Genomic DNA, 21,667 nt, shown 5'->3' on the forward strand with positions numbered 1-21,667 from the left:
GAAGGGCACTAGTCATGTCGCTGATCGCGATCACGAAGTTCGAAGCTGTGACGGAGGACGCGGGGGAGGTGCTGGACCGGCACAATGCGCTGGTCGATGCGGTCCGGGCGTCGATCCCGGGGCTGACGGAGGCACGTCTCGGCCGGGTCGGGGAGAACCAGTGGGCCGGCGTGTGGCGCTGGGAGTCGGCCGACGACCTGAAGGCCGCGCGCGAGCTCGCGCCCACCCTGGCGGAGACGAAGGCAGCCTTCGCGCTGGTCCGCGAGGGCACGTCGGCCGTGGACGAGATCGAACTGATCGAGGAGCGCTAGACCGCCGGCAACTCGGTCACCCGAAGCGTCGTACACCCATAAGGAATGAAGGTGAGCTCCTCCACCTCCAACCCAACCGAGCTGCGCAGGCCGGCGGAACCCGGCGTGACCGGGTCCGGAGTGGTCTCGGCCTGTGCGGTCTGGTGGCGGGTGTGGGTGGGTGGGGGTGCTGCTGCGGCGCCGTGTTCTAGGGGCCAGGGGATTTGGTGGGCCTGGACTTGGAGGTGGAGTGGGGCGGTGGTGGGGGAGAACGGGTTGGAACTGATCGGTTTCCGGAAGAGGTGGGTGTGCTCGGGGTCGATCGCGTAGTTCCAGGCGGTGGTGGGGTGGATCTCCCAGGTGGCGTGGGGTTCTTCGCCGCCGATCTGGCGCCAGTCTTCGCCGATGGGGAGTGAGAACACCAGGGGACCGCGCTCCAGGGTGATCGCTCCACCCGAGCGAGGTACTGCCTGGACGTTCGCGCCGAGATGCAGACGCAGGGTCTGATCGCCCGACACCTCGACCTCATGCACGGATCCAGGGACAAGTGCAGCCGCCTCATGGGCGGATCCGGGGGTGGTCCCAGTCGCGTGCTGGGCGGAATCGCGGGTGGGTCCGGCCGTGTCCTGGGTGGGGGTGGGGTCGGTCGCGTGGTGGGGGGCTGGGTTGGGGTTGGTGGGGGTGGCGATGGTCAGGGTGGGGTTGGTTGCCCAGGTGGGGATTCGGAGGTGGAGTCGGCCGGTGCCTCGGGTGGTGATTTCGATGTCGTCGGAGAAGGGGTAGGCGCCGACTACGGAGACCGTCAGGCCGTCGGACTCGAAGGAGCAGGGGGCGTAGGAGAGGGCGGTGAAGGCGCCGTCAGGTGAGCGCATCCAGAGGTGGGAGGTGAAGCGGGGCCAGCCTTGGTGGCGGTTGGCGGTGCAGCAGCCGAAGTGGGGTTCGAGGCCGAAGACGTTCGCGTCCGGGCCGTTGTTCGTGTAGATGCGATCGTCGGTGACGTGGCAGATCACCTGGTTGGCCTGCTGGACGTACTGATGGGTCCACTCGTCGGGCGTCGTACTGGCGGGCAGCGCGTTGAAGGCGAGCCGTTCGAGGCGGTCGGCGAGCGGCTCGACCGGACCGAAGGATTCGAGTGCGACCTCGAGCGAGGCGAGGTACTCGACGACTGTGCAGGTCTCGGTGCCCTGGCTCGGATGACGGCCGGCCAGGTGTTCGTCGCAGCTGAAGAGTCCGTTCGCCTGGCCGTGGCAGGCGTCCAGCTGAGCGATCAGGTGAAGCAGCCGCGCCTGCTGGTCGACCGACGTGTCATGACGTTGCCACACCGGCATCGCCTTCAGGCCCATGGCGACGTTGACGCCGTGGGACGACAGGTGGCCGTCGTTCATCCAGTTGCCGTCATGCTGCGCCTGGAACGCACGTAACGTTGCCTCAGGCACCTTCCCGGTGAACGGCAGCCGATCGGCATACCCGAACCAGTCGAACCCCTGCTCCTTGCACTTCGCGGCCAGCCCCAGCAGCCAGTCCTCACCAGTCAGGTCGTGGAGCTGGTTGATCACCCACACGACGTCGGTCCACCGAGACCGCGCCCACTCCCGCAGCGGCCACTCGTCCAGCATCCCGTCGAGCAGGCGAAGGAACCTCAGCGCAGCCGGGACAACGCGCGGATCACCCGTCGCGTCGAGGTGCTGCAGCAGCGCCTTGAGCACAATGATCCGCGGCCAACTGTCGTGATCGGCGTACGTCGCCTCGCCGCTGCGCGGACCGAACCACCCGTCCTCGTGCTGGTGCTCGAGGATGTAGTCCACCCAGCGCCGCACCTTCGCCTTCAAGCGGTCATCGTCCAGCAGGTAGGCGACGCCGACGATCCCGTCGAGCCAGTACGGACCGCGCTCCCAACCCTCCGCATCGCCGCCGATCCAGCCACTGCGGGCCACGTCCGGCCAGAATTCGTCCAGATGCCCGGCCATCCCGTCCGCCTGCAGTCGCAGCCGTTCCAGCAACCACCCCTGTGGGCGGAGGGTTGCCAGCGGCAACGGCCGGAGCGCGGGCCCGGTCAGCCCCGGCATCAGTCGATCTGGGTGAGGCGGCCGGTGTCGACGTCGTACATGAAGCCGCCGACCAGGATGTCCTCGCCGATGAGCGGGTGCTCACGGACGGCGGCGACGTCGCGGCGGAGCGCCTCGAGCTGGTCGGGGATGACGTTGATCGGCAGGTAGCCGGCCGGCTTGCCGGCAGCCTTCTCCACCTGGGCGCGCAGGTCGTCCTCGGACATCGCGGCCATCGCGCAGCGGGTGTGCGGGATGACCATGATCCGGCGGACGCCGAGCAACTGGACGCCGAGCACCAGCCCGGTCATGGTGATCTCGGTGACCCGGCCACCGGCGCTGCGCAGGACCTTCGCGTCGCCCGGCTTCAGCCCGAGCATCTCCAGCGGTGGGATCCGCGAGTCCATGCACGTGACGACGCCGATGCCGGCGTGGGCCAGACCGTCGAAGCCGCCGTAGTGGAAGTCGGCGGCGTACTCGGCGTTGGCGGCCAGCAGGTCCTCGAACCCGGTGTTCATCGGGCCTCACCTGGCACAGGGGTTCCGGCTTGCAGGATCGACATCGCGAACGGCTCCTTTCCGCAGGACTCCGGACGGGGTGGATCGGCGGCGACGCTGGTCACCGGAACAGTCCAGGACCGGCCGTCGCGATGCCACACCGTCACGGCTTCAGGGTCTTCGCCCGCGACTCTGAGGGCATCCAGTGAGACTTCGCCGATCAGACGGCGTACGGCGATCTCCGCGGCCTGACCGTGCTTGGTCCAGGTCGACCGGCCACGCAGTCCGGTCAGGACGGTCTCGCCGCGATCCGCGGCCGCGAGCACGGTGACGGCGGCCTCGGCGGTGAGGTGTCCGTGCATGGTGCCCGCGGGGAGCACGGTTGCGGTCGGCGCGAAGCGGTGGCCGCCCAGGTGGTTCGCCTCCCAGACCCGGCCCGGCGCGGCGGCGGACAGTGCGTTCACCAGCGGCCGTCCGAGCAGCGCGCAGCACTCGTCACGCCTGCCATTCGTGCAGACCAGCATCACCGGATGGTCGACCAGGCTCAGCCCGGGCAGCGAGGCAACGACCGCATCCCGATCGCCGCGGGCAACCGCATCCAGGTCCAGCGTCCGCAGCTCGTCCGGATCGTCGACCAGGCCGCCGAGCAACCAACTCCGCCCGGGCATCGTCGAGGCGACGTACACCTGGTGGGACCGTTCGGGAAAGTCCGAGTGCCGGCCGGGAGCGCGGATCAGGCCGAACCTGACGTCCGCCTTCTTGCAGGCGTCGTCGAACTTCCCACCGAACTCGGGATCGAGGTGACTGTGCGTCGGTGCCTTCGCACCCCACGGACCCGGCTGCTCGACGACGACCCAGCCGCTCGCGACGACCGCCGTACCGGCGAGCGGCTCGCGCAACTCCCGGCAGAACGTCGAGCACAAGCCGGGCATTCCGGTCGCGTCGGGTCGAACAGTCACGTGATCACGGTACGCGAGGTGAGACGGCTGTCCGGCGTGATGCTCATCATCTGTGCACAACGCCACGTCGGCCGAGCAGCAGGACGGCCAGGATCGCGGCGAGGAACGCGCACACGGCGGCTCCGGCGAAGATCGCGTGAACTTGTGAAATTGCCGCGTCGCGGAGCGCGTCCACGAAAGGCCGGCAGGAACCGGGCGCCGACGGGCACAACTCATTGGGAGACGGGATGTCGTCGGCGATCGAGAAGTACCGCCGCAGTCCGATCGCTGTCAGCGCGGACACCCCGACCAGCATGCCGACCATGCGCGCCACCACGACGAGCGCGCTGACCAGACCGTGGGTGTCTGCGGGGGTCGCGCCGAGCATCGCCGTGTTGACCGGCGACAACGCCAGCCCGAACCCGAAGCCGCACAGCAGCAGTACGACGGTCGCCGGGAAGTGATCGAGCGCGTTCCGCCCCCAGAAGGCCATGACGACGAACATCGCCCCAGCCAGCGCCAGACCAGCGCCGGTGATGAGACCAAGCCCGAAGCGCCGGGTGAGCCACCCGCCGACGACCGCGCCCACGGGCAATGCGATCAGGAACCGCAGCAGTACGAGCGCCGCGGCCAACTGCCCGCCGCCCTGAGTGGTCCGCGCGAAGACCGGTACGTCGACCAGCGCCGCGATCAACGCACATCCGACCAGGAAGCTGACCGCCAGCGAGCCCCACGCCGGCCGGGCACCCAGCAGATCTCGCGGCACGATCGCTCGCGTCGTACGGCGTTGCCAGATCGCGAAGCCGACCGCAAAGGCCGCGGCAGCTACCAGCAGCCACGGACCGGCAGGCGCCATCAGTTCACGCTCGGGGTCAGCAGTGGCGAACGCCAAGACCACTCCGGCCAGCGCGAGAGCCAGCAGAAGAGCACCGACGAGGTCCACCTGCGACAACACAGCGCTCAACTGACCGCGAGTCCGCCACAACACCAACCCAAGCCAGAGCAGCGCCAGGACGAGCGTGACCACACCGATCGGCGTGAGCAGGCGGGACGACCCGGTGAACGGTACGAAGGGCAAGCCCAGCGTGACTCCGGTCGCGAGTCGCTCAGGCGCGGTGATGGTCAGCCCGAGTGCAATGCAGGCGAGAACGCCGACCGCGGCTGACAGCGGTGGAGGCTTGAGGCCGCGGAGGAGGAGCGCGAGAAGAACCGCGACGGTCAGATTGAGCCAGAAGATGTAGCGCCAGTCCGCGACCGCCAGCACCGCCGCACCGAGCAGCGGCCCGAGCACCGCCCCCAGTTCCTGGACCGCGCCGACGACGCCGAGGGGGAGTCCACGCCGGTCAGCCGGCCACAGGTCGGCGACCAGGGCCAGCGTCGCGGGCACGAGCCCACCACCACCCACACCCTGAAGAAACCGACCGGTTACCACCAGCGAGAGGTCGTACGCCCCGGCCGTGATGAGTGATCCGACCGCGAACAGAATCAGCGCGCCGACGAGCACCGGCGTACGCCCGACCACGTCGGCGATCCGCCCGATCAGCGGCAGTACGGCGATGTAGCCGAGCAGGAACCCCGAGATGATCGGCGCGGCCCGCTGCAGTTCGTCCACCGACAGCCCGACGCCCGCCATCATGTCCGGCAGCGCCAGGACGACGACGTACGTGTCGGCCGCGGCGAACGCCACCGCGATCGAGGCCAGGGTGAGCCTGGTCCTCGGGCTGCTCACCGGCGCCGCACGGCCGACGGGCGAGTCCTCGCTCACGGCTTGGTGATCTCGACCGTCTCGCCGTACTTGTCCAGGGTGACGTCGTAGCTGCTGGTGGCGCCGTCGTAGAACGGACCGGTGATGGTCGCCGCGACCAACTGCTTGGTGTCGTTGTCGATCTTGAACGAGCTCGGGAAGTCCTGGTCGGCGGGCGCCTTCGGGAAGATGCCCTGCAGTGACTTGCCCTGCACCGTGCCGGTGATCTCGGTCAGGACCTTGGCGCCGTCCCGGGTCTCGCCCTTGATCTTCGGGTCCTTCACCGTCGGCAGGATCGAGGTCAGGCCCTTGGCCGGGTCGAGCAGGATGGCCGGGTCGGGCGCGCCGAGGCCGGCCAGTTGGGACGGGGTCAGCTCGAGGAACCGGCCGGTGAGCGGGAGCTTCGCGTAGACCTTGCTGCCGACCGCGACGACCTCCGCGTCGATGGGCGAACCGGCCGCGCGCACGGTCAGCTTCCCCTTGAACGCCGGGGCATGGGTCGCGACGCCGTCACCGGACGCCAGCGTTTGCGCGGTCTCCGGCAGGTCCCGGCCGGTCAGCACGATGTGCACGCTGGCCGCCTCGTCGATGGCCTTCTTGGCCGCCGTGAGCATCGCGACCGGGTCGTCACCGGACTGGCCGCCGCCGTCCCCGGAATCCTTCTTGTCGCTGCACCCCGCCAGCGCCAGTACCAGCACCGCGCCGAGCGCGACGAGTCTCTTCATGGGGTCAGCCTGCCATGTAACTGACACTGTCTGGAGCACACGCGGCAATCGGTTGGGCCACGGGTACGCCGGAGCCGTCGCGCCGTGGGTCGATCGGAGGCAACTCGACCGGCGCACCGCTGCTCGCACTGGCCCGGACCGGAGCCGCCCCGACGAATCCGAGCAGCAGCCCGTCCTCACCCTTGAGCAGCCGCTGGCACCGCACACCACCAGTGCCGCGACCCTTGCCCGGGTACTCGCTGAACGGCGTCACCTTCACCGCACCGACCTCGGTCCCCGGCAGCGCCGACGACGAGCCGGCGATGGTGACGACCTGCGCGTCGCGACCAGCGTTCACCGCACCGAAGAAGACCACCTTCGCGCCGGCGGCCAAGCGGACGCCCGCCATGCCACCCGCCGTTCGTCCTTGCGGCCGAACCGCGGACGCCGGGAAGTGCAGCAACTGGGCGTCCGACGTGATGAAGCACAGCTCCTCGTCGCCGGTGGTCAGCTCGACGGCACCGATCACCTCGTCACCCTCCTTGAGGCCGACGATCTCCCACGAGTCGCGGTTGCTCAGGTGGTCCGGGACGACCCGCTTGACCACGCCACCCGTCGTACCCAGGGCGACGCCGATCGAGTCCGGGTCCATCGTGGTGAGCGCGAGCGCCCTCTCGCCGGGCTCGAGCGACACGAACTCGGCCACCGGCGCGCCACCCTGCAGGTTCGGCGCGTTCGCGGTCGTCGGTACGGCGGGCAGGTCCAGCGACTCGAGCCGGATCAACCGGCCCGCGCTGGTGATCAGGCCGTACTGACCGCGCGCCGTGCTCTTCACCGCGGACACGATCGCGTCGTGCTTCGCCCTGGTGTCGCCGGTCCCGAACGGCTCGACGCCGTTCGTCCGGGCGAGCAGGCCGGTCGAGCTCATCAGGACCCAGCACGGGTCGTCGCTGACCTCGAGCGGCACGGCCGCGGTCTTGGTCGCACCCGACGACTCCAGCAGCACGGTCCGCCGCGGCGTGCCGTACGTCTTCGCGACCTCGGCCAGCTCGTCCGAGACCGTCTTCTTCAGCAGCGCCTGGTCCTCGAGGATCGCGGTCAGTCGCTCGATCTCGCGCTCCAGTTCGCCCTTCTCGGTCTCCAGCTCGATCTTGGAGAACTTCGTCAGCCGGCGCAGCGGCATGTCCAGGATGTAGTTGGTCTGCACCTCGGTGAGGTCGTAGATCTCCATCAGCCGGGTCCGGGCGGCGGGCGCGTCGTCGCTGGTCCGGATGATCTGGATGACCTCGTCGATGTCCAGGATCGCGATCAGCAGGCCGTCGACGATGTGCAGCCGGTCCTGCGCCTTCTTGCGGCGGAACTCGCTGCGCCGCCGCGTCACGTCGTACCGGTGGTCGAGGTAGACCTCGAGCAGGGCCTTCAGACCGAGGGTGCGCGGCTGGCCGTCGACCAGGCAGACGTTGTTGACGTGGAACGCGTCCTCGAGCGGGGTCAGCTTGTAGAGCTGCTCCAGCAGCGCCTCGGGCACGAAGCCGTTCTTGACCTCGATCACCAGCTGGGTGCCGTGGGTGCGGTCGGTCAGGTCCTTGACGTCGGCGATGCCCTGCAGCTTCTTGGACTGGACCAGGGTCTTGATCTTCTCGATCACCTTCTCCGGGCCGACGGAGTACGGCAGCTCGGTGACGACGATGCCCTTGCGCCGCGGGGTGACGTTCTCGACCCGGGCGGTGGCGCGCATCTTGAAGCTGCCGCGACCGGTTGCGTACGCGTCCTTGATGCCCTCCAGGCCGACGATCTTGCCGCCGGTCGGCAGGTCCGGGCCGGGGATGAACCGCATCAGGTCGTCGAGGTCGGCGGCCGGGGTCTTGATCAGGTGCCGCAGGGCCTGGATCACCTCGACCAGGTTGTGCGGGGCCATGTTGGTCGCCATCCCGACCGCGATGCCGGAGGCGCCGTTGACGACCAGGTTCGGGAAGGCGGCCGGCAGCACCGACGGCTCTTCCTCCTGGCCGTCGTAGTTCGGCTTGAAGTCGACGACGTCCTCGTCCAGGCCGGTCGTCATCGCCATCGCCGGCGGCGCCATCCGGCACTCGGTGTACCGCATCGCGGCGGGACCGTCGTCGAGCGAGCCGAAGTTCCCGTGGCCGTCGATCAGCGGGACCCGCATCGACCAAGGCTGCGCGGTCCGGACCAGCGCGTCGTAGATCGCGCCGTCGCCGTGCGGGTGGTACTTACCCATGACCTCACCGACGACGCGGGCGCTCTTCACATGTCCGCGGTCGGGGCGGATGTTGTTCTCCGCCATCGAGAACAGGATCCGCCGCTGGACCGGTTTCAGCCCGTCCCGCGCGTCCGGCAGCGCCCGGGAGTAGATCACCGAGTAGGCGTACTCCAGGTAGCTCGCGCGCATCTCGTCGGAGACATCGACGTCGAGGATGTGCTCCTCGAAGTCCTCGGGCTCGGCGGTGGTGCTGGAACGGCGTGCCATGCGGGTTTTACTGCTCCTCGATCGAACCGGTACGGCGCCGCGACGGTCCGGCGCCGTGCCCATTGTCGCTGGTGAACGGCCTTTTGCCTGGCCACGACCCACCGTTGCGCCGGTCGATCCGCCCGATACCGGTCTATTCCACCGCAGCGGACGGCTGCGACCGGCGCAGGATGTACGTCGTCGGGGCCAGAGCGGACCCTACCGCCAGCGTCAGACAAAGTCCGGCGATACCCAGCAGCACACCCCACGGCACCGTCACCGGTACGTCGGTCATGCCCGACGTCATGGCGTGCCGGAGAAGTATCCCGACGGTGACGGTGATCGCCGTACCGAGGCTGAGGGCGGCCGCGCCGACCAGCGAGGACTCCCACAGGACCATCCGGCGGATCTGCGCCGGCGTGGCCCCCAGCAGCCGCGAGGTGACGAATTCGTGGCGCCGCTGCAGGCTGCCCATCAGGAGCGTGTTGGCGATCGCGATGGCGCTGTACAGCGCGGCCGGGCCGAGCAGCATGATCAGCCCGAACTGGTTGCCCTTCCGTACGCCCTCGGCCTGCTCCGCTTCCCACTCGGCCGCCGGTACGGCGTGGTCGACCGTGCCGAGCAGATCGACACCGGGAGCAGGCAGAACGAAGCTCCGGTCGGGTACGGCGGACGGAGCGTGCTTGCGGGCAAGGTCGAGCGGGATCAGGAACGACGGGTTGACGCCGAAGGCGTCCGGGACGATCGCGACGATCCGGAGCTTGGCGGCGGTCTTGTCCAGGAACGTCACCGGCAGCTCGTCGCCGACCTTGTAGTGCTCGAAACTGGATATTTCCTTGCTAATAGCAACAGTATTTCCGGTGAGCTTGCCCAGATCACCGGACAGCGGGGTGAGATTGCGGGTCTGCGTCGCGATCGCGGGGACGATCCCCTCGGCGTCCTCGAGTTCGGCGTAGTCCTGGCCGATCCGGATGAATTGAACCGGCAACCCGGCGTCCACCGTGCCCACACTGGCGTCGAGCTCGGCGGCACCAGTTACGACGATCGGTGCACGAACGTAATCGCGGATCGTCGCCTCGGCGCTGTCGGCGGCGAAGCTGAGGCTGAGCACCATCGACCCGGCGACCGCCGAGATCGCCAGAATCGGTGCTGCCAGCGACGCGCTGCGCCTCGGCGCGGCGACCACGTTGCTGCGCGCGAGACTCCCGGACACCCGGGTCCAGGCGGTCAGCGGAAGCGCCCACAGCCGGCTGATCCACGGGACGACCAGCGGTGCGAGCAGGGTCAGCCCGATGACCAGGAGCATCGGCGTGAACATGGCCAGCGGCATCACGCCCTCGCCGGTCGACGGCCGGATCAGTGTCAGCAGCGTGATCGACCCGGCCATAAAGAGCAGCCCGAACACGATCCGGACGGGCCCGATCCGCGGTGGCTCCAGTGCGGACTCCCGCAGTGCGTCGATCGGCCCGACCCGTCCAGCCCGCCGGGCGGCGGACCGGGCGCCGAGCATGGCCACGAGCAGTCCGGCACCGACCGCGATCGCCAGCGGCACCCACGGCGGGGCCGGCTCCAGTTTCACCGGCGCCAGTTCGGTGTACGACGCTTTGCGCAGCAGCAGGGGAGTCGCCAACTGCGCCAGCACCGCACCGGTCAGCGCGGCCACCAGCGCGACCGCGAACGCTTCGCCGAGGATCATCCGCCGTACCTGCCGCGGTGTCGCGCCGATGAGCCGGAGCAGACCGAGCTCGCGGCGCCTGGACGCCACCGCGAAGGCGAACGTGCTGGCGATGACGAAGATCGTGATGAATCCGCTGATCGTCCCGACCATGCTGAGGACGACCTGCAGCCCGGACGTGTCCGCGGCCGACGTCGGCACCCGGACCTGCGTCGGTGCGGTGTCGTTGCCGCCCAGCGTCGTCACGGTGATGCTGTCGGCGAGCGGGCCGCGGTAGGCGATCGTGGCGGCCGTCGCGGTGGCTGCGAGTCCGAGGAGGAAGACCCCGACGGCCAATGCCACGAACGAACCGGCGTACAGGGAGCGGTGACGGCTGACCGTCTGGCGGCTGAGGTAGAACATCAGCGTTCCAGGTCGCTCATGGCGGCGGAGATCTGGCCCGGCGTGCCGCGGTCGAGGTGACCCGCGATCAGCCCGTCGGACAGGAACAGCACCCGCTCGGCGTACGCCGCGGCCACCGGATCGTGCGTGACGATCACCACCGTCTGCCCGGCCCGGTCGGTTGCCTCGCGCAACAGCCCGAGGATCTGCCGGCTCGTCCCGCTGTCCAGCGCACCGGTCGGCTCATCGGCGAAGAACACCGATGGCCGGGTGATCAGCGCTCGCGCGATCGCGACCCGCTGCTGCTGCCCACCGGACAACTCAGCCGGCCGGCGCTTGGCCTTCCCCTCCAGCCCGACCTGCTCGAGCACCCGATGGACGTCGCCCCGGCTCGGGCGGCGACCGGTCAACCGCAGTGGCAGTGCCACGTTGTCGTACACGGTCAGCGAAGGGAGCAGGTTGTACGCCTGGAAGACGAACCCCATCTCCTCACGCCGCAGCTTGGTGAGCGCGACCTCGTCGAGCCCGTTCAGCTTGGTCCCGCCCAGGACGACGGTCCCGCCGGTGGGCTGGTCGAGTCCCGCCGCGCACTGGAGCAGGGTCGACTTGCCGGAGCCGGACGGACCCATGACGGCCGTGAACGAGCCGCGGGCGAAGTGGTACGTCACGCCTCGCAGCGCGTCGACCGCCCCGGCTTTGGAGCGGTAGGTCTTGGTGATGCCGTCCAGCAGCAAGGCCGGCGCTTCGGTGGGTACGACGCTCGGATACGTCGGCGCGGTAGCGGTCATGGTTCCAGCCAACCGCCGGTACGGCGTTTCCACCCTGGCCTGTGGAGGAGACCTGTAGTAGCGCACACGCTACCGTCCGGCGGGCCACGCCGGACCTAGGGTTGGCAAGGTGAACGGACCCGTGACGACCAGGCCGATGACGCCGTGGGCAGCGCTCGCGTCACCGAGCTACATGGTGTCGTCCTGGCCGTGGCGCAGCTACGCCTATCTGTTCACCTCGGTACCGGTCGGTGTACTGACCATCGCCATCCTCATCGTCGCGGCCGCGGCCAGCATCGTCCTGAGCCCGATCCTGATCGGGGTGCTGCTGCTGACGGCGTTCCCGCTGATCGGCGTCGCGATCGGCAGGGTCGAGCGGTGGCGTGCCGGACTGGTGCTGGTCGACGGCATCAAGACTCCGCACGCGGACATGCCCGCGTCGCTGTCGGTGCGGGAGAAGCTGAAGTTCCGCCGTCGCGAGCAGGCGTCGCTGCGGTCCGTCGGGTACGGGTTCGTCCTCGGCGTCTTCGTCTGGCCGCTCAGTCTGGCGGTGGCCGGGCTGAGCGCGGCCACCCTGCTCACCACGCTGGCCGCGCCGATCATCGCCGGCATCGACGAGATGGGGATGGGGCCGTGGATCCTGGACTCGACCCAGGAAGGGCTCATCTTCCTGGTCGCGTTCGGGCCGCCGTTCTTCGTCGTGAGCTCCTACCTGGTTGGTGTGGTCGCCGGAGCGGAAGCGTCGCTGGCGAGGGCGATGCTCGGTCCGCGGCAGGACGAACTGCGGCGGAACCTGGCCGAGTTGCGGCGGTCGCGGCTGGATCTGGTGGACGCGTTCGAGACCGAGCGGGCCCGGATCGAGCGGCATCTGCACGACGGCGTACAGCAGCGGCTCGTCGGGCTCACGATGACGCTCGGACTGGCCGAGCTGGACGTGCCCGAGGGGGAGGGCCGGCGGCTGGTGGAGAAGGCGCATGCCGAGGCGGAGGCGGCGCTGGCCGATCTGCGCGAGGCGGTCCGCGGGATCCACCCGCGGGTGCTGGTCGACCACGGGCTGGAGGCCGCCGTACGGGAGGTGGCGGACCGAAGTCCGCTGCCGGTGACTGTGCAGATGGCGTTGCCCTCGCGGTTGCCGTCGCCGATCGAGGCGGCGGCGTATTTCGTCGTCAGTGAGGCGCTCGGGAACGTCGCGAAGCACGCTCAGGCCACGCACTGCGAGGTGGCCGGGTGGGTCGATCGGCAGCAGTTGGTCATCACGGTCACCGACGACGGGATCGGCGGCGCGCGGGTCGGTACCGGGACCGGACTGACCGGGTTGGTGACCCGATTGGACGCGTTGGGAGGCACACTCGTCATCGACAGCCCATCCGGTGGGCCGACGCGACTGAGGATGGAGTGCCCGTGCCGACTCGGCGACTGAGCATCGTGCTGGCCGAAGACTCGCTGCTGTTGCGGGAGGGGCTGGCCAGCATCCTGGATCGCGCCGGGCACGAGGTACGGGACACCGTCGGAGACGGGGACACCCTGCTCGCCGTCGTCCGCAAGGACCCTCCGGATGTGGTGATCACCGATGTCCGGATGCCGCCGGGGCACAGCGACGAGGGGCTACGGGCGGCCGCCGCGATCCGGGCCGAGCTGCCGTCGATCGGGATCCTCGTGCTGTCGCAGTACGTCGCGGATGCGTACCTGTCATCGTTGCTCGAGACAACGACCGGCGGGATCGGCTACCTGCTGAAGGACCGGGTCGGGCATGTCGCGGAGTTCCTCGAGTCGCTCGACCGGGTCGCCGACGGCGGGATGGTGGTCGACCCCGAGGTGGTGCGTCAGCTGCTGGCCCGGCGCCGGAACGACGGGCCGCTGTCCGCGCTCACGCCGCGGGAGCTGGAGGTGCTCGCGCTGATGGCCGAGGGCCGGGTGAACGCGTCGATCGCGGAGCAGCTGGTCGTCAGCGAGGCCGCCGTACGCAAGCACGTCGGCAACATCTTCGCGAAGCTGCAGCTCGACGAAGGACTGGACCGGCGCGTCTCCGCCGTCCTCACCTACCTGCGGGGTTGAAGCTCGCGAGAGGATCTAGGTATGGACAGTGATATCCGGAAGATCCTGGCGGACTGCCAGACCTGGGCCGTGGTGGGGTTGTCGAACAACACGAGCCGGGCGGCGTACGGCGTGGCGCGGTTCCTGCAGGGGCACGGCAAGCGGATCGTGCCGGTGCACCCCGCGGCCGAGACCGTGCACGGCGAGCAGGGGTACGCGACGCTGGCGGACATCCCGTTCCCGGTGGACTGCGTGGACGTGTTCGTCCGGTCCGAGCTGGCCGGCGACATCGCGGACCAGGCGGTGGGAATCAACGCCAAGGCGGTGTGGTTCCAACTCGATGTAGTGGACGATGACGCCTACGCCCGGACGACGGCCGCGGGACTCACGATGGTGATGAACCACTGCCCGGCCATCGAGTGGGGGCGCCTCGGTCCGTCCTGACCAAACCCAAGGGGCCTGATGTTCACGATCGACACTTCCACCGACTTCGGCAAGCGGATCGCACGGCAGCTGGACGACGAGATCGTGGTGTGGCTGACCACGGTCGGCACGTCCGGTACGCCGGCGCCGACCCCGGTCTGGTTCCTCTGGCACAACGGCGAGCTGCTGATCAGCAGCCAGCCGAACAAGGCCAAGCTGCGCAACATCGCCGCCCGCTCGCAGGTGGCGCTGAACTTCAACGCCACCCACACCGGGGGAGACGTCGGCGTCATCTCCGGTACGGCGGTGATCGACGATCAGCCGATCTCCGGCGACGCCCTGGCCGCCTACAACGCGAAGTACGCCGACGACATCGCCGGCCTCGGGATGACCACCGACGGCTTCCACCAGGACTACTCGGTCCTGATCCGCATCACGCCCGAGAAACTCCGCGGTTTCTGACCCTCAGACCAGCGGTAGCAGGCACCGTCGCCAGGAACCCCCAGGTGTTCAGTTGAGGTAGCCCTCGACGGTGTCGGCGGAGCGGGGCTGGGCGGTGTCGGGGTTCTCGCCGAACTCGCGCTTGGCGCGGCGCTGCCGGAGGAGGTCCCAGCACTGGTCGAGCTCGACCTCGAGGGCCCGCAGGCGGGCGTGCTCGTCGGCGTCGTTGATCTTCCCACCGGCGTGCTTGGTGCGGAGCTCGTGCTCTTCGGCGACCAGCTCGTCGATCCGGCTGAAGAGGCTCTTGTCATCGGTCATGAGGAAACCGTACGCCCGTCCGGAAGCCGGGCGCGGGCGAGGAGTTCGGTGATGGCCAGGATCGCGATCGACTCGGACGCGATCAGGCCGAGCAGGACCACGAGCTGCAACGCGGCGGCCTCGGTGGGCGACGCGCCGCCGAGCACCATCCCGACGAACGCCCCGGGCAGCGACACCAGCCCCACGGTCCGGGTCTGGTCGAGTGCGGGCAGCAGCGCGTCGCCCGCCACCGGGCCGACCACCAGCTTGAACGCGTCCGGCGGGAGCAGCCCGATCGACAGCCCGGCCTCGAACTCGCCGAACCGGGTCCCGTACTCGCTCAGCATCCGGCGTCCGGCCAGCGTGGTCGCGGTCATCGTGCCGCCGATGATGATGCCGCCCATCGGCAGGATCGTCGCCGGGTTGCGCGGTACGACGCCCGGCCCGATCAGCAGCAGGAGTACGACGAGCGCACCGAGACCGATCGCGGTCCCGCAGTACATCCACTGCTGTGGGATGACGGCGGTCTGATGGAGCCGCCGCGTGCTGGTGAAGGTCGCGACCACGAACATCACCAGCACGAACGCGATCGCCCCGAGCGTGTGCTGCAGGGCGACCCCGACCACCGCGCCGACGGCGGCCAGCTGGACGACGGCGCGCAGGGCCGCGGTGACGATCCCCTTGTCGTGCCGGGTTCCGGCGTACCGGGACGCGGCGACGCCGATCACGATCAGCAGCGGCAGGACGACGACCGCGGCGAGGCCCAGGCCGGTGTCGAGGGACATCCGCCCATTTCAGCACGCACCCCCTCGTCCGGGGTGCGCTGACTCACCCTTGCTTGAAGTCGGCCTCGTCGTACGTGTGCTCGCCGCCGGACCCGCTCTCCACCTTCGACGCCTCGTCCGCGCGCAGCTCGACCCGCCGGATCTTGCCCGAGATCGTCTTCGGCAGCTCGGCGAACTCGATCCGCCGGATCCGCTTGTACGGCGCCAGGTGCTCGCGGCAGAACCGCAGGATCTCGCCGGCCAGCTCGCGCGACGGCTGGTGGCCGGCGGCCAGTACGACGTACGCCTTGGGCACCGCGAGCCGGACCGGATCCGGCGACGGTACGACGGCCGCCTCGGCCACGGCGGGATGCTCGATCAGCACGGACTCCAGCTCGAACGGCGAGATCCGGTAGTCACTGGCCTTGAACACGTCGTCGGAGCGCCCGACGTACGTGATGTAGCCGTCCTCGTCCCGGCTCGCGACGTCGCCGGTGTGGTAGTAGCCGCCGCGCATCACCTCGTCGGTCAGCTCCCGGGCGTCGCGGTAGCCGCGCATCAGCGGGACCGGCGCCGGGGCCAGTTCGATGGAGATCTCGCCGTCGTCGCCGATCTCGTCGGTGGTCGGGTCGATCAGCGCGATGCTGTAGCCGGGCAGCGGGCGGCCCATCGAACCGAGCTTGACCGGCTGACCGGGCGGGTTGCCGATCTGGGCGGTCGTCTCGGTCTGGCCGTACCCGTCCCGGATGGTGATGTCCCACGCGGTACGGACCTGCTCGATCACCTCGGGGTTGAGCGGCTCGCCCGCCGAGATGCACTCGCGGATCTGTACCTTCACCGCGGACAGGTCCGCCTGGATGAGCATCCGCCACACCGTCGGCGGCGCGCAGAACGTGGTCACGCCGTACGTCGGCAGGACCCGCAGCATCTTCTCGGCGTCGAAGCGGGTGTAGTTGTACAGGAACACGGTCGCGCCGGCGTTCCAGGGCGCGAAGACGTTGCTCCAGGAGTGCTTCGCCCAGCCGGGGGAGGAGACGTTGAGGTGGACGTCGCCGGGCTGGAGACCGATCCAGTACATCGTCGACAGGTGACCGACCGGGTAGCTGACCTGCGTGTGCTCGACCAGCTTCGGCTGGCTCGTCGTACCCGAGGTGAAGTAGAGCAGCAGCGAGTCGTCGGCCGCCGTGTCGACTTCGGGGACCGGTCCGTCGTACGTCGCCGCGTCGTCGTACTGCAGCCAGCCCTCGACCGGTGCGCCGACGGCGACGCGGATGCAGTGGTCGGCGATACCGGCGTACCGGCCGGCCTCCGCACTGCTGGTGACGACAGCTCGAACACTGCCGCGGGTGATCCGGTCCGCTAGATCGGCGTCGGTGAGCAGCGTGGTGGCGGGGATCATGACAGCGCCGGCCCGGATGCAGCCGAGCATGGTCTCCCAGAGCGGGACGGTGTTGCCGAGCACGATCAGCACCCGATCGCCCGGCTTCAGACCGGCCTCGGTGAGCCAGCCGGCGACCTTGCGGGACTGCTCGGCCATCTCGGCGTACGTCCGTGAGTTGACCTCGCCGTCCTCCTCGACGATGGTCAGCGCGGCCACCTCGGGCTGCTCGACCGCCAGCGCGTCGAACCAGTCCCGGGCCCAGTTGAACCGCTCGAACCGCGGCCAGCTGAAGTCCCGGTACGCCGTCTCGTAGTCCTCCCGATGCGCCACCAGGAAGTCCCGCGCCGCCCGGAACTCCCGCGTCACGTCCGCCGTGCTCTGCTCACTGCTGTCCGCTGGGCTCATGACCGCACTATTGCCCAACCACTACCGCCCGGTAAACCGTGCCACTCCGGGTGTCTGACCTGCGGACACGCCGCTTCGAACCCTGGGACCGTCAGCCGAGCGCCAGCACTGCGCCCGTGACTACGAGCGGGGTCAGGATCAGGCCGCGCCACAGGAACGACCACCAGGTGATGTCGACGCGGGCGGCGTCGCAGCGGGCTCGCCACAGCAGAGTGGCCAGGGACCCCCAGAGGGTCAACAGGCAGCCGCAGTTGACGCCGATGAGCAGCGCCATCATCCGGTGGGCGTCGTTCGACGCGACCGGCTCCATCGCCAGGTACGCCGGGAGATTGTCGACCAGGTTGGCCCCGAGGGCTGCGGTCGCACTCAGCCGGAGCTGGGACGTGGTCCCGGCGACCCGGTTCAGCAGGTCCTCCAGCCCGTGGTCGGTGAGGAATCCGACGACGGTGAACAACACCACCACGGTGATCACAAGCTTCGCCGGGATCAGCGACCACCTGAGCGTCGACCGTCGCCGTACCGCGAACAGCACGACAAGCACCACCGCTCCGATACTCGCGGGCACTGCCACCTCGATCCCGGACACGAACGCCGGTCCGAGCAGCACGCACACGCCGGCCGAGCCCCAGAACAGCACCTTGTCGTCCACCTGAGGAGTCGGCGGTACGACGTACGTCCGGCCGAGATCCCGGTGGAACAGGATCGCGAGCACGGCGACCGTGATCACGATCGCGGCGATCGCCGGCCGCCAGCTCACCGAGAGGTAAGCGACGTCGAGCTTGCGGAACTGATGGAGCGCGAGCAGGTTGGTCAGGTTCGACACCGGCAGTAACAAGGAGGCGGTCCCGGCCAGCCAGACGGTGGTGAACGCGAACAACTTCGGCGGGACGTCCAGCTGCCGGGCCATCGCGAGCACGACCGGCGTGAGCAGGACCGCGCACGTGTCGAGGGACAGCACGATCGTCAGCCCGGTGGCGAGCACGACCACGAGCAGCCACAGCCGCCAGACCTTGCCCCGGGCCAGGTGGGCCGCCTCCCGGGCCGCGACGTCGAACAGCTTCGCCTCGTCGGCCAGCTCGGCGATGACGGTCACCGCGATCAGGAACACCAGCACAGGCGCGATTCGCGCGATCAAAATGCACGACCTCCCGCCGGGCTGGTTGAGTAGGCTGGGCCGGGTGACCCCGCCGGAGCAGGACCTCCACCACCCGGCCGGATACCCCGACGGCTACGAGGCGGACGTCGTACTCCGGGACGGCGCTACCGCCCATCTGCGGCCGATCACTCCGGGTGACGCCGAGCTGCTGGTGGCGTTCTACGCCCGCGTGTCCGAACAGTCGAAGTATTACCGCTTCTTCGCCCCGTACCCCCAGCTGTCGGACCGGGATGTGGCGCGATTCACGCAGGTCGACTACCACGACCGGCTGGCACTGATCGTCACCGTCGGTAGCGAGATGATCGGCGTCGGGCGGTACGAGCGGACCGGCCGGCGGACCGCGGAGGTCGCGTTCCTGATCGAGGACGCGCACCAGGGCCGCGGCCTCGGGCAGCTGTTACTCGAGCATCTGGCCCAGGCCGCCCGGGAGAACGGGATCCACCGGTTCGTCGCCGAGGTGCTGCCGGACAACCGGAAGATGATCACCGTCTTCGCCGAGGCCGGCTACAAGGTGGCCCGGGAGTTCGAGGACGGCGTGATCGTGGTCGAGTTCGACATCGCGCCGACCGACACCTCGTTCGGCGTGATGCAGGCCCGGGAACAGCGCTCCGAGGCCTTGTCGATCGCGCGATTGCTGACGCCCAACGCGGTCGCGGTGATCGGTGCGAGCCGGCGCGAGGGCACGATCGGGAACGCGCTGCTGCGCAACCTGCGCGACGGCGGATTCCCCGGCCGCCTGTACGCCGTCAACACCGACACGAAGGCCACCGAGATCGAAGGCGTTCCGGCGTACCCGACGATCCGGGACGTAGACGACACGGTCGACCTCGCGGTGGTCGCAGTACGCGCGGAGTTGGTGGCGGACGTCGTACTGGACTGTGCCGCGAAGGGTGTGCGCGGGCTCGTCGTGGTGTCGAGCGGGTTCGCCGAGATCGGTGGTGAAGGCCGGAAGCTCCAGCGGTACCTGGTCGGTCTGGCCCGGTCCTACGGGATGCGGGTGATCGGGCCGAACGCGCTCGGTCTGATCAACACCGCGCCCGGGGTGTCGCTGAACGCGACGTTGTCACCGTTGATGCCGAGCAAGGGCCGGGTCGCCTTCTTCTGCCAGTCGGGTGCGCTCGGCGTGCCGATCCTGGCCGACATGGTCGGCCGTGGCCTGGGGTTGTCGACCTTCGTCTCGGCCGGCAACCGGGCCGATGTGTCGGGCAACGACCTGATGCAGTTCTGGTATTCCGACGAGGCGACCGAGGTCGTGCTGCTGTACCTGGAGTCGCTGGGCAACCCACGCAAGTTCAGCCGGGTCGCGCGCCGGCTCGCCCGCCGCAAGCCGGTGATCGCGCTGAAGTCCGGTCGCGCCACGCAAGGAGTGCCGCTGGGCCAGATGGTCCGGCGCAGTCAGTTGCCTGCCGCCACCATCGAGTCGCTGTTCCGGCAGAGCGGGCTGATCGGCGTGGACACCACCGGCGAACTGTTCGACGTCGCTCAGCTGCTGGCCCACCAGCCGTTGCCGAAGGGCCGCCGGGTCGCGGTCGTCAGCAACTCCGATGCCCTGACTCTGCTCGCGCTCGACACGATGGCGGGGTGTGGGCTGGATGTGGCGGGGGAGCCGCGCAACCTCAGCGCGGACGCGACCGCCGAGGACTTCGGGCTGGCACTGTCGGAGGTGTTCGACGACGACCGGGTGGACTCGGTCGTGGTGATCTACACCCCGCCGGTGCAGTCGAACGGCGCCGAGGTCGCTCAGGTCCTCGCGGCGGCCGCGGCCGGATCGGACAAGCCCGTGGTCTCCACGTTCCTCGCCTCGCGCAGCGTGCCCGAGGCGCTCCGCGTCCCGGACGACCACGGCGGTGCGGCCCGCGGTTCGATCCCGTCGTTCCTCAATCCGCAGTACGCCGTGGGTGCCCTGGCGAAGGCGACGCAGTACGGCGAATGGCGGCGGCGGTCGGACAGCCGGATCCCGGACCTGGCGGACGTGGACACCCCTGGGGCCGAGGACTTCGTCGCCGAGTTCCTGCAGCGGCATCCGAGTGGCGCCGACCTGGACGACGCGGACCGGCAGCGGCTGCTCAGTTTCTACGGGATCAACGTGCTTCCCGCGTTCCCGGTGCTGAGCGCGGACGAGGCCGTGGCGCGCGCGGCGGATCTCGGGTTCGAGGTGATCCTGAAGGCGACCGCGGAGCAGTGGCGGATGCGGCCGGACCTGGCCGACATCTGGCGCCACATCCACGACGAGGACGACATGCGCGCGGCCTGGGCGGAGATGACGCAGATGTTCGGGGTCGCCGCCGATCCGGGCCGGGCCCAGTTCGTCGTACAGAAGATGGCGCCGCCCGGCGTACCCGTGGTCATCTCCGCGCTCGAGGACGTCTCGTTCGGACCGGTCGTGACGTTCGGCCTGTCCGGGGTCGCGACCGACCTGCTCGGCGACCGCTCGTACCGGATGCCGCCGCTGACGACGCGGGACGCCGCGGAGATGGTCCGCGAGGTTCGCGCGGCGCCGCTGCTGTACGGCTACCGCGGCTCCGACCCGGTCGACATCGCCGCGATCGAGAGCCTCCTGCACCGGGTGTCCCGGCTGACCCTCGACCTGGAGGAGGTCGTGCGCCTGGACCTGCGGTCGGTCCTGGCCGCCGCCGAGGGCGCCACGGTCCTGGACACCACGATCCGCATCGCCCCGAACGAGAAGCCCCGCCAGGACGCCCCGGCCCGCCGCCTGACCTGATCAGGTCCGCGTGTAGATGCTGTCGGTGCGGCTGAGCAGGCGCGCGTCGACCAGTTCGCGTCGAAGCGCCGCGTGGTCCGGGTGCCAGCGGTTCAGGATCTCGTTGACCTCGGACTCCGGGTAGCTGCGGCCGGGTTCGAAGCTCGTCACCAGATGCTCCAGCACGACCCGGAGCTTCTCCGGGAAGGTCGGGAAGTGGGTCAGCCGGCCGTCGCGGACGAAGGACCTCAGTACGGCGTCCCGCTCCGGATCGGGATCGAGCGGCACCCACTCCGGACGGCTCTCGCGGACCGCGTCCTTGAACGCCGACTCGTCCGCCTGCAGACGGTCTCCGTCGGCCGTGACCAGGCCGCCCTTGAACAACCGCTGCAGGGCTTTGACGACGACAGGCTGGGCCAGTCCGGTGCTCCCGGCAACCTCGTCCGCGGTGGTCGCGCCGAGGACGACGGCGGAGTACGTCCGCAGCCTCGACGGTTCGGCCAGGAGCCCACAGAGTTGGTCGGCGTTCATGCCTTCCACGCTAATGTCGGCCGCAA

General features: G+C 69.5%; 19 protein-coding genes. 6 read left to right on the forward strand and 13 right to left on the reverse strand.

Annotation, left to right across the window (positions count from 1 at the left end):
• The first annotated feature begins 14 nt into the window (after positions 1-14).
• Positions 15-311, forward strand: coding sequence for a hypothetical protein (locus tag ACGFH6_RS27385; RefSeq protein WP_393389454.1), 297 nt, complete (start codon positions 15-17; stop codon positions 309-311).
• Here ACGFH6_RS27385 and ACGFH6_RS27390 read toward each other — a convergent pair.
• The 8 genes from ACGFH6_RS27390 to ACGFH6_RS27425 all read right to left on the reverse strand — a co-directional run bounded on the left by ACGFH6_RS27390 (position 308) and on the right by ACGFH6_RS27425 (position 11,529).
• On the reverse strand, positions 308-2,356 hold the full coding sequence (locus ACGFH6_RS27390; protein ID WP_393389457.1) for a beta-L-arabinofuranosidase domain-containing protein: 2,049 nt from the start codon (positions 2,354-2,356) through the stop codon (positions 308-310). The two genes, ACGFH6_RS27385 and ACGFH6_RS27390, sit on opposite strands and share 4 nt — an antisense overlap.
• A complete protein-coding gene (locus ACGFH6_RS27395; RefSeq protein WP_393389460.1) occupies positions 2,356-2,853 on the reverse strand; it encodes a beta-class carbonic anhydrase in 498 nt (165 codons plus the stop codon). The genes ACGFH6_RS27390 and ACGFH6_RS27395 overlap by 1 nt, the downstream gene beginning before the upstream one ends.
• On the reverse strand, positions 2,850-3,791 hold the full coding sequence (locus ACGFH6_RS27400; protein ID WP_393389463.1) for a sucrase ferredoxin: 942 nt from the start codon (positions 3,789-3,791) through the stop codon (positions 2,850-2,852). The genes ACGFH6_RS27395 and ACGFH6_RS27400 overlap by 4 nt, the downstream gene beginning before the upstream one ends.
• Positions 3,792-3,837: 46 nt before the next feature.
• On the reverse strand, positions 3,838-5,535 hold the full coding sequence (locus ACGFH6_RS27405) for an MFS transporter (RefSeq protein WP_393389466.1): 1,698 nt from the start codon (positions 5,533-5,535) through the stop codon (positions 3,838-3,840).
• Positions 5,532-6,239 (reverse strand): LppX_LprAFG lipoprotein, encoded by a 708-nt coding sequence (locus ACGFH6_RS27410; RefSeq protein ID WP_393389469.1) that lies wholly within the window; start codon positions 6,237-6,239, stop codon positions 5,532-5,534. The genes ACGFH6_RS27405 and ACGFH6_RS27410 overlap by 4 nt, the downstream gene beginning before the upstream one ends.
• Positions 6,240-6,243: 4 nt before the next feature.
• Positions 6,244-8,706, reverse strand: a complete 2,463-nt coding sequence (locus ACGFH6_RS27415; RefSeq protein ID WP_393389472.1) for a DNA topoisomerase (ATP-hydrolyzing) subunit A — start codon at positions 8,704-8,706, stop codon at positions 6,244-6,246.
• Between the two features lie 133 nt (positions 8,707-8,839).
• Positions 8,840-10,762 (reverse strand): FtsX-like permease family protein, encoded by a 1,923-nt coding sequence (locus tag ACGFH6_RS27420; RefSeq protein WP_393389476.1) that lies wholly within the window; start codon positions 10,760-10,762, stop codon positions 8,840-8,842.
• Positions 10,762-11,529 carry an ABC transporter ATP-binding protein gene (locus ACGFH6_RS27425; RefSeq protein WP_393389479.1) on the reverse strand — a complete coding sequence of 256 codons (768 nt, stop codon included), beginning with the start codon at positions 11,527-11,529 and terminating at the stop codon, positions 10,762-10,764. Before ACGFH6_RS27425 ends, ACGFH6_RS27420 begins: the two co-directional genes overlap by 1 nt.
• A 121-nt stretch (positions 11,530-11,650) precedes the next feature.
• Here ACGFH6_RS27425 and ACGFH6_RS27430 point away from each other — a divergent pair, with 121 nt between their 5' ends.
• Genes ACGFH6_RS27430 through ACGFH6_RS27445 form a run of 4 tightly spaced genes read left to right on the forward strand, consistent with a single transcriptional unit; the run spans position 11,651 to position 14,427 of the window.
• Positions 11,651-12,928, forward strand: a complete 1,278-nt coding sequence (locus ACGFH6_RS27430) for a sensor histidine kinase (RefSeq protein WP_393389481.1) — start codon at positions 11,651-11,653, stop codon at positions 12,926-12,928.
• Complete coding sequence (locus ACGFH6_RS27435) at positions 12,910-13,563, forward strand: response regulator transcription factor (protein WP_131357711.1); 654 nt, start codon at positions 12,910-12,912, stop codon at positions 13,561-13,563. The genes ACGFH6_RS27430 and ACGFH6_RS27435 overlap by 19 nt, the downstream gene beginning before the upstream one ends.
• 21 nt (positions 13,564-13,584) lie before the next feature.
• Complete coding sequence (locus ACGFH6_RS27440; RefSeq protein ID WP_360448890.1) at positions 13,585-13,986, forward strand: CoA-binding protein; 402 nt, start codon at positions 13,585-13,587, stop codon at positions 13,984-13,986.
• Positions 13,987-14,004: 18 nt separating this feature from the next.
• Positions 14,005-14,427, forward strand: coding sequence for a TIGR03667 family PPOX class F420-dependent oxidoreductase (locus ACGFH6_RS27445; protein ID WP_393389485.1), 423 nt, complete (start codon positions 14,005-14,007; stop codon positions 14,425-14,427).
• Between the two features lie 48 nt (positions 14,428-14,475).
• On the opposite strand, the gene ACGFH6_RS27450 is transcribed toward ACGFH6_RS27445, so the two are convergent.
• From ACGFH6_RS27450 to ACGFH6_RS27465, 4 genes are all read right to left on the reverse strand, one after another.
• Positions 14,476-14,724 carry a DUF2630 family protein gene (locus tag ACGFH6_RS27450; protein ID WP_393389488.1) on the reverse strand — a complete coding sequence of 83 codons (249 nt, stop codon included), beginning with the start codon at positions 14,722-14,724 and terminating at the stop codon, positions 14,476-14,478.
• Positions 14,721-15,488 carry an ABC transporter permease gene (locus tag ACGFH6_RS27455; protein ID WP_393389491.1) on the reverse strand — a complete coding sequence of 256 codons (768 nt, stop codon included), beginning with the start codon at positions 15,486-15,488 and terminating at the stop codon, positions 14,721-14,723. Before ACGFH6_RS27455 ends, ACGFH6_RS27450 begins: the two co-directional genes overlap by 4 nt.
• A gap of 43 nt (positions 15,489-15,531) precedes the next feature.
• The gene (locus ACGFH6_RS27460) at positions 15,532-17,253 is read right to left on the reverse strand and encodes an AMP-binding protein (RefSeq protein WP_393389494.1); all 1,722 of its coding nucleotides are present in this window, start codon (positions 17,251-17,253) and stop codon (positions 15,532-15,534) included.
• Positions 17,254-17,344: 91 nt separating this feature from the next.
• Positions 17,345-18,388: an SLC13 family permease gene (locus tag ACGFH6_RS27465; protein ID WP_393389496.1), complete on the reverse strand. Its 1,044-nt coding sequence runs from the start codon at positions 18,386-18,388 to the stop codon at positions 17,345-17,347.
• Between the two features lie 43 nt (positions 18,389-18,431).
• Here ACGFH6_RS27465 and ACGFH6_RS27470 point away from each other — a divergent pair, with 43 nt between their 5' ends.
• Positions 18,432-21,131 (forward strand): GNAT family N-acetyltransferase, encoded by a 2,700-nt coding sequence (locus tag ACGFH6_RS27470; RefSeq protein WP_393389499.1) that lies wholly within the window; start codon positions 18,432-18,434, stop codon positions 21,129-21,131.
• On the opposite strand, the gene ACGFH6_RS27475 is transcribed toward ACGFH6_RS27470, so the two are convergent.
• The gene (locus tag ACGFH6_RS27475; protein ID WP_393389502.1) at positions 21,132-21,641 is read right to left on the reverse strand and encodes a DUF2087 domain-containing protein; all 510 of its coding nucleotides are present in this window, start codon (positions 21,639-21,641) and stop codon (positions 21,132-21,134) included.
• Between the last annotated feature and the right edge of the window lie 26 nt (positions 21,642-21,667).

The sequence above is a fragment of the Kribbella sp. NPDC049227 genome, from assembly GCF_043197265.1.
In the GTDB taxonomy this organism is placed as follows: domain Bacteria; phylum Actinomycetota; class Actinomycetes; order Propionibacteriales; family Kribbellaceae; genus Kribbella.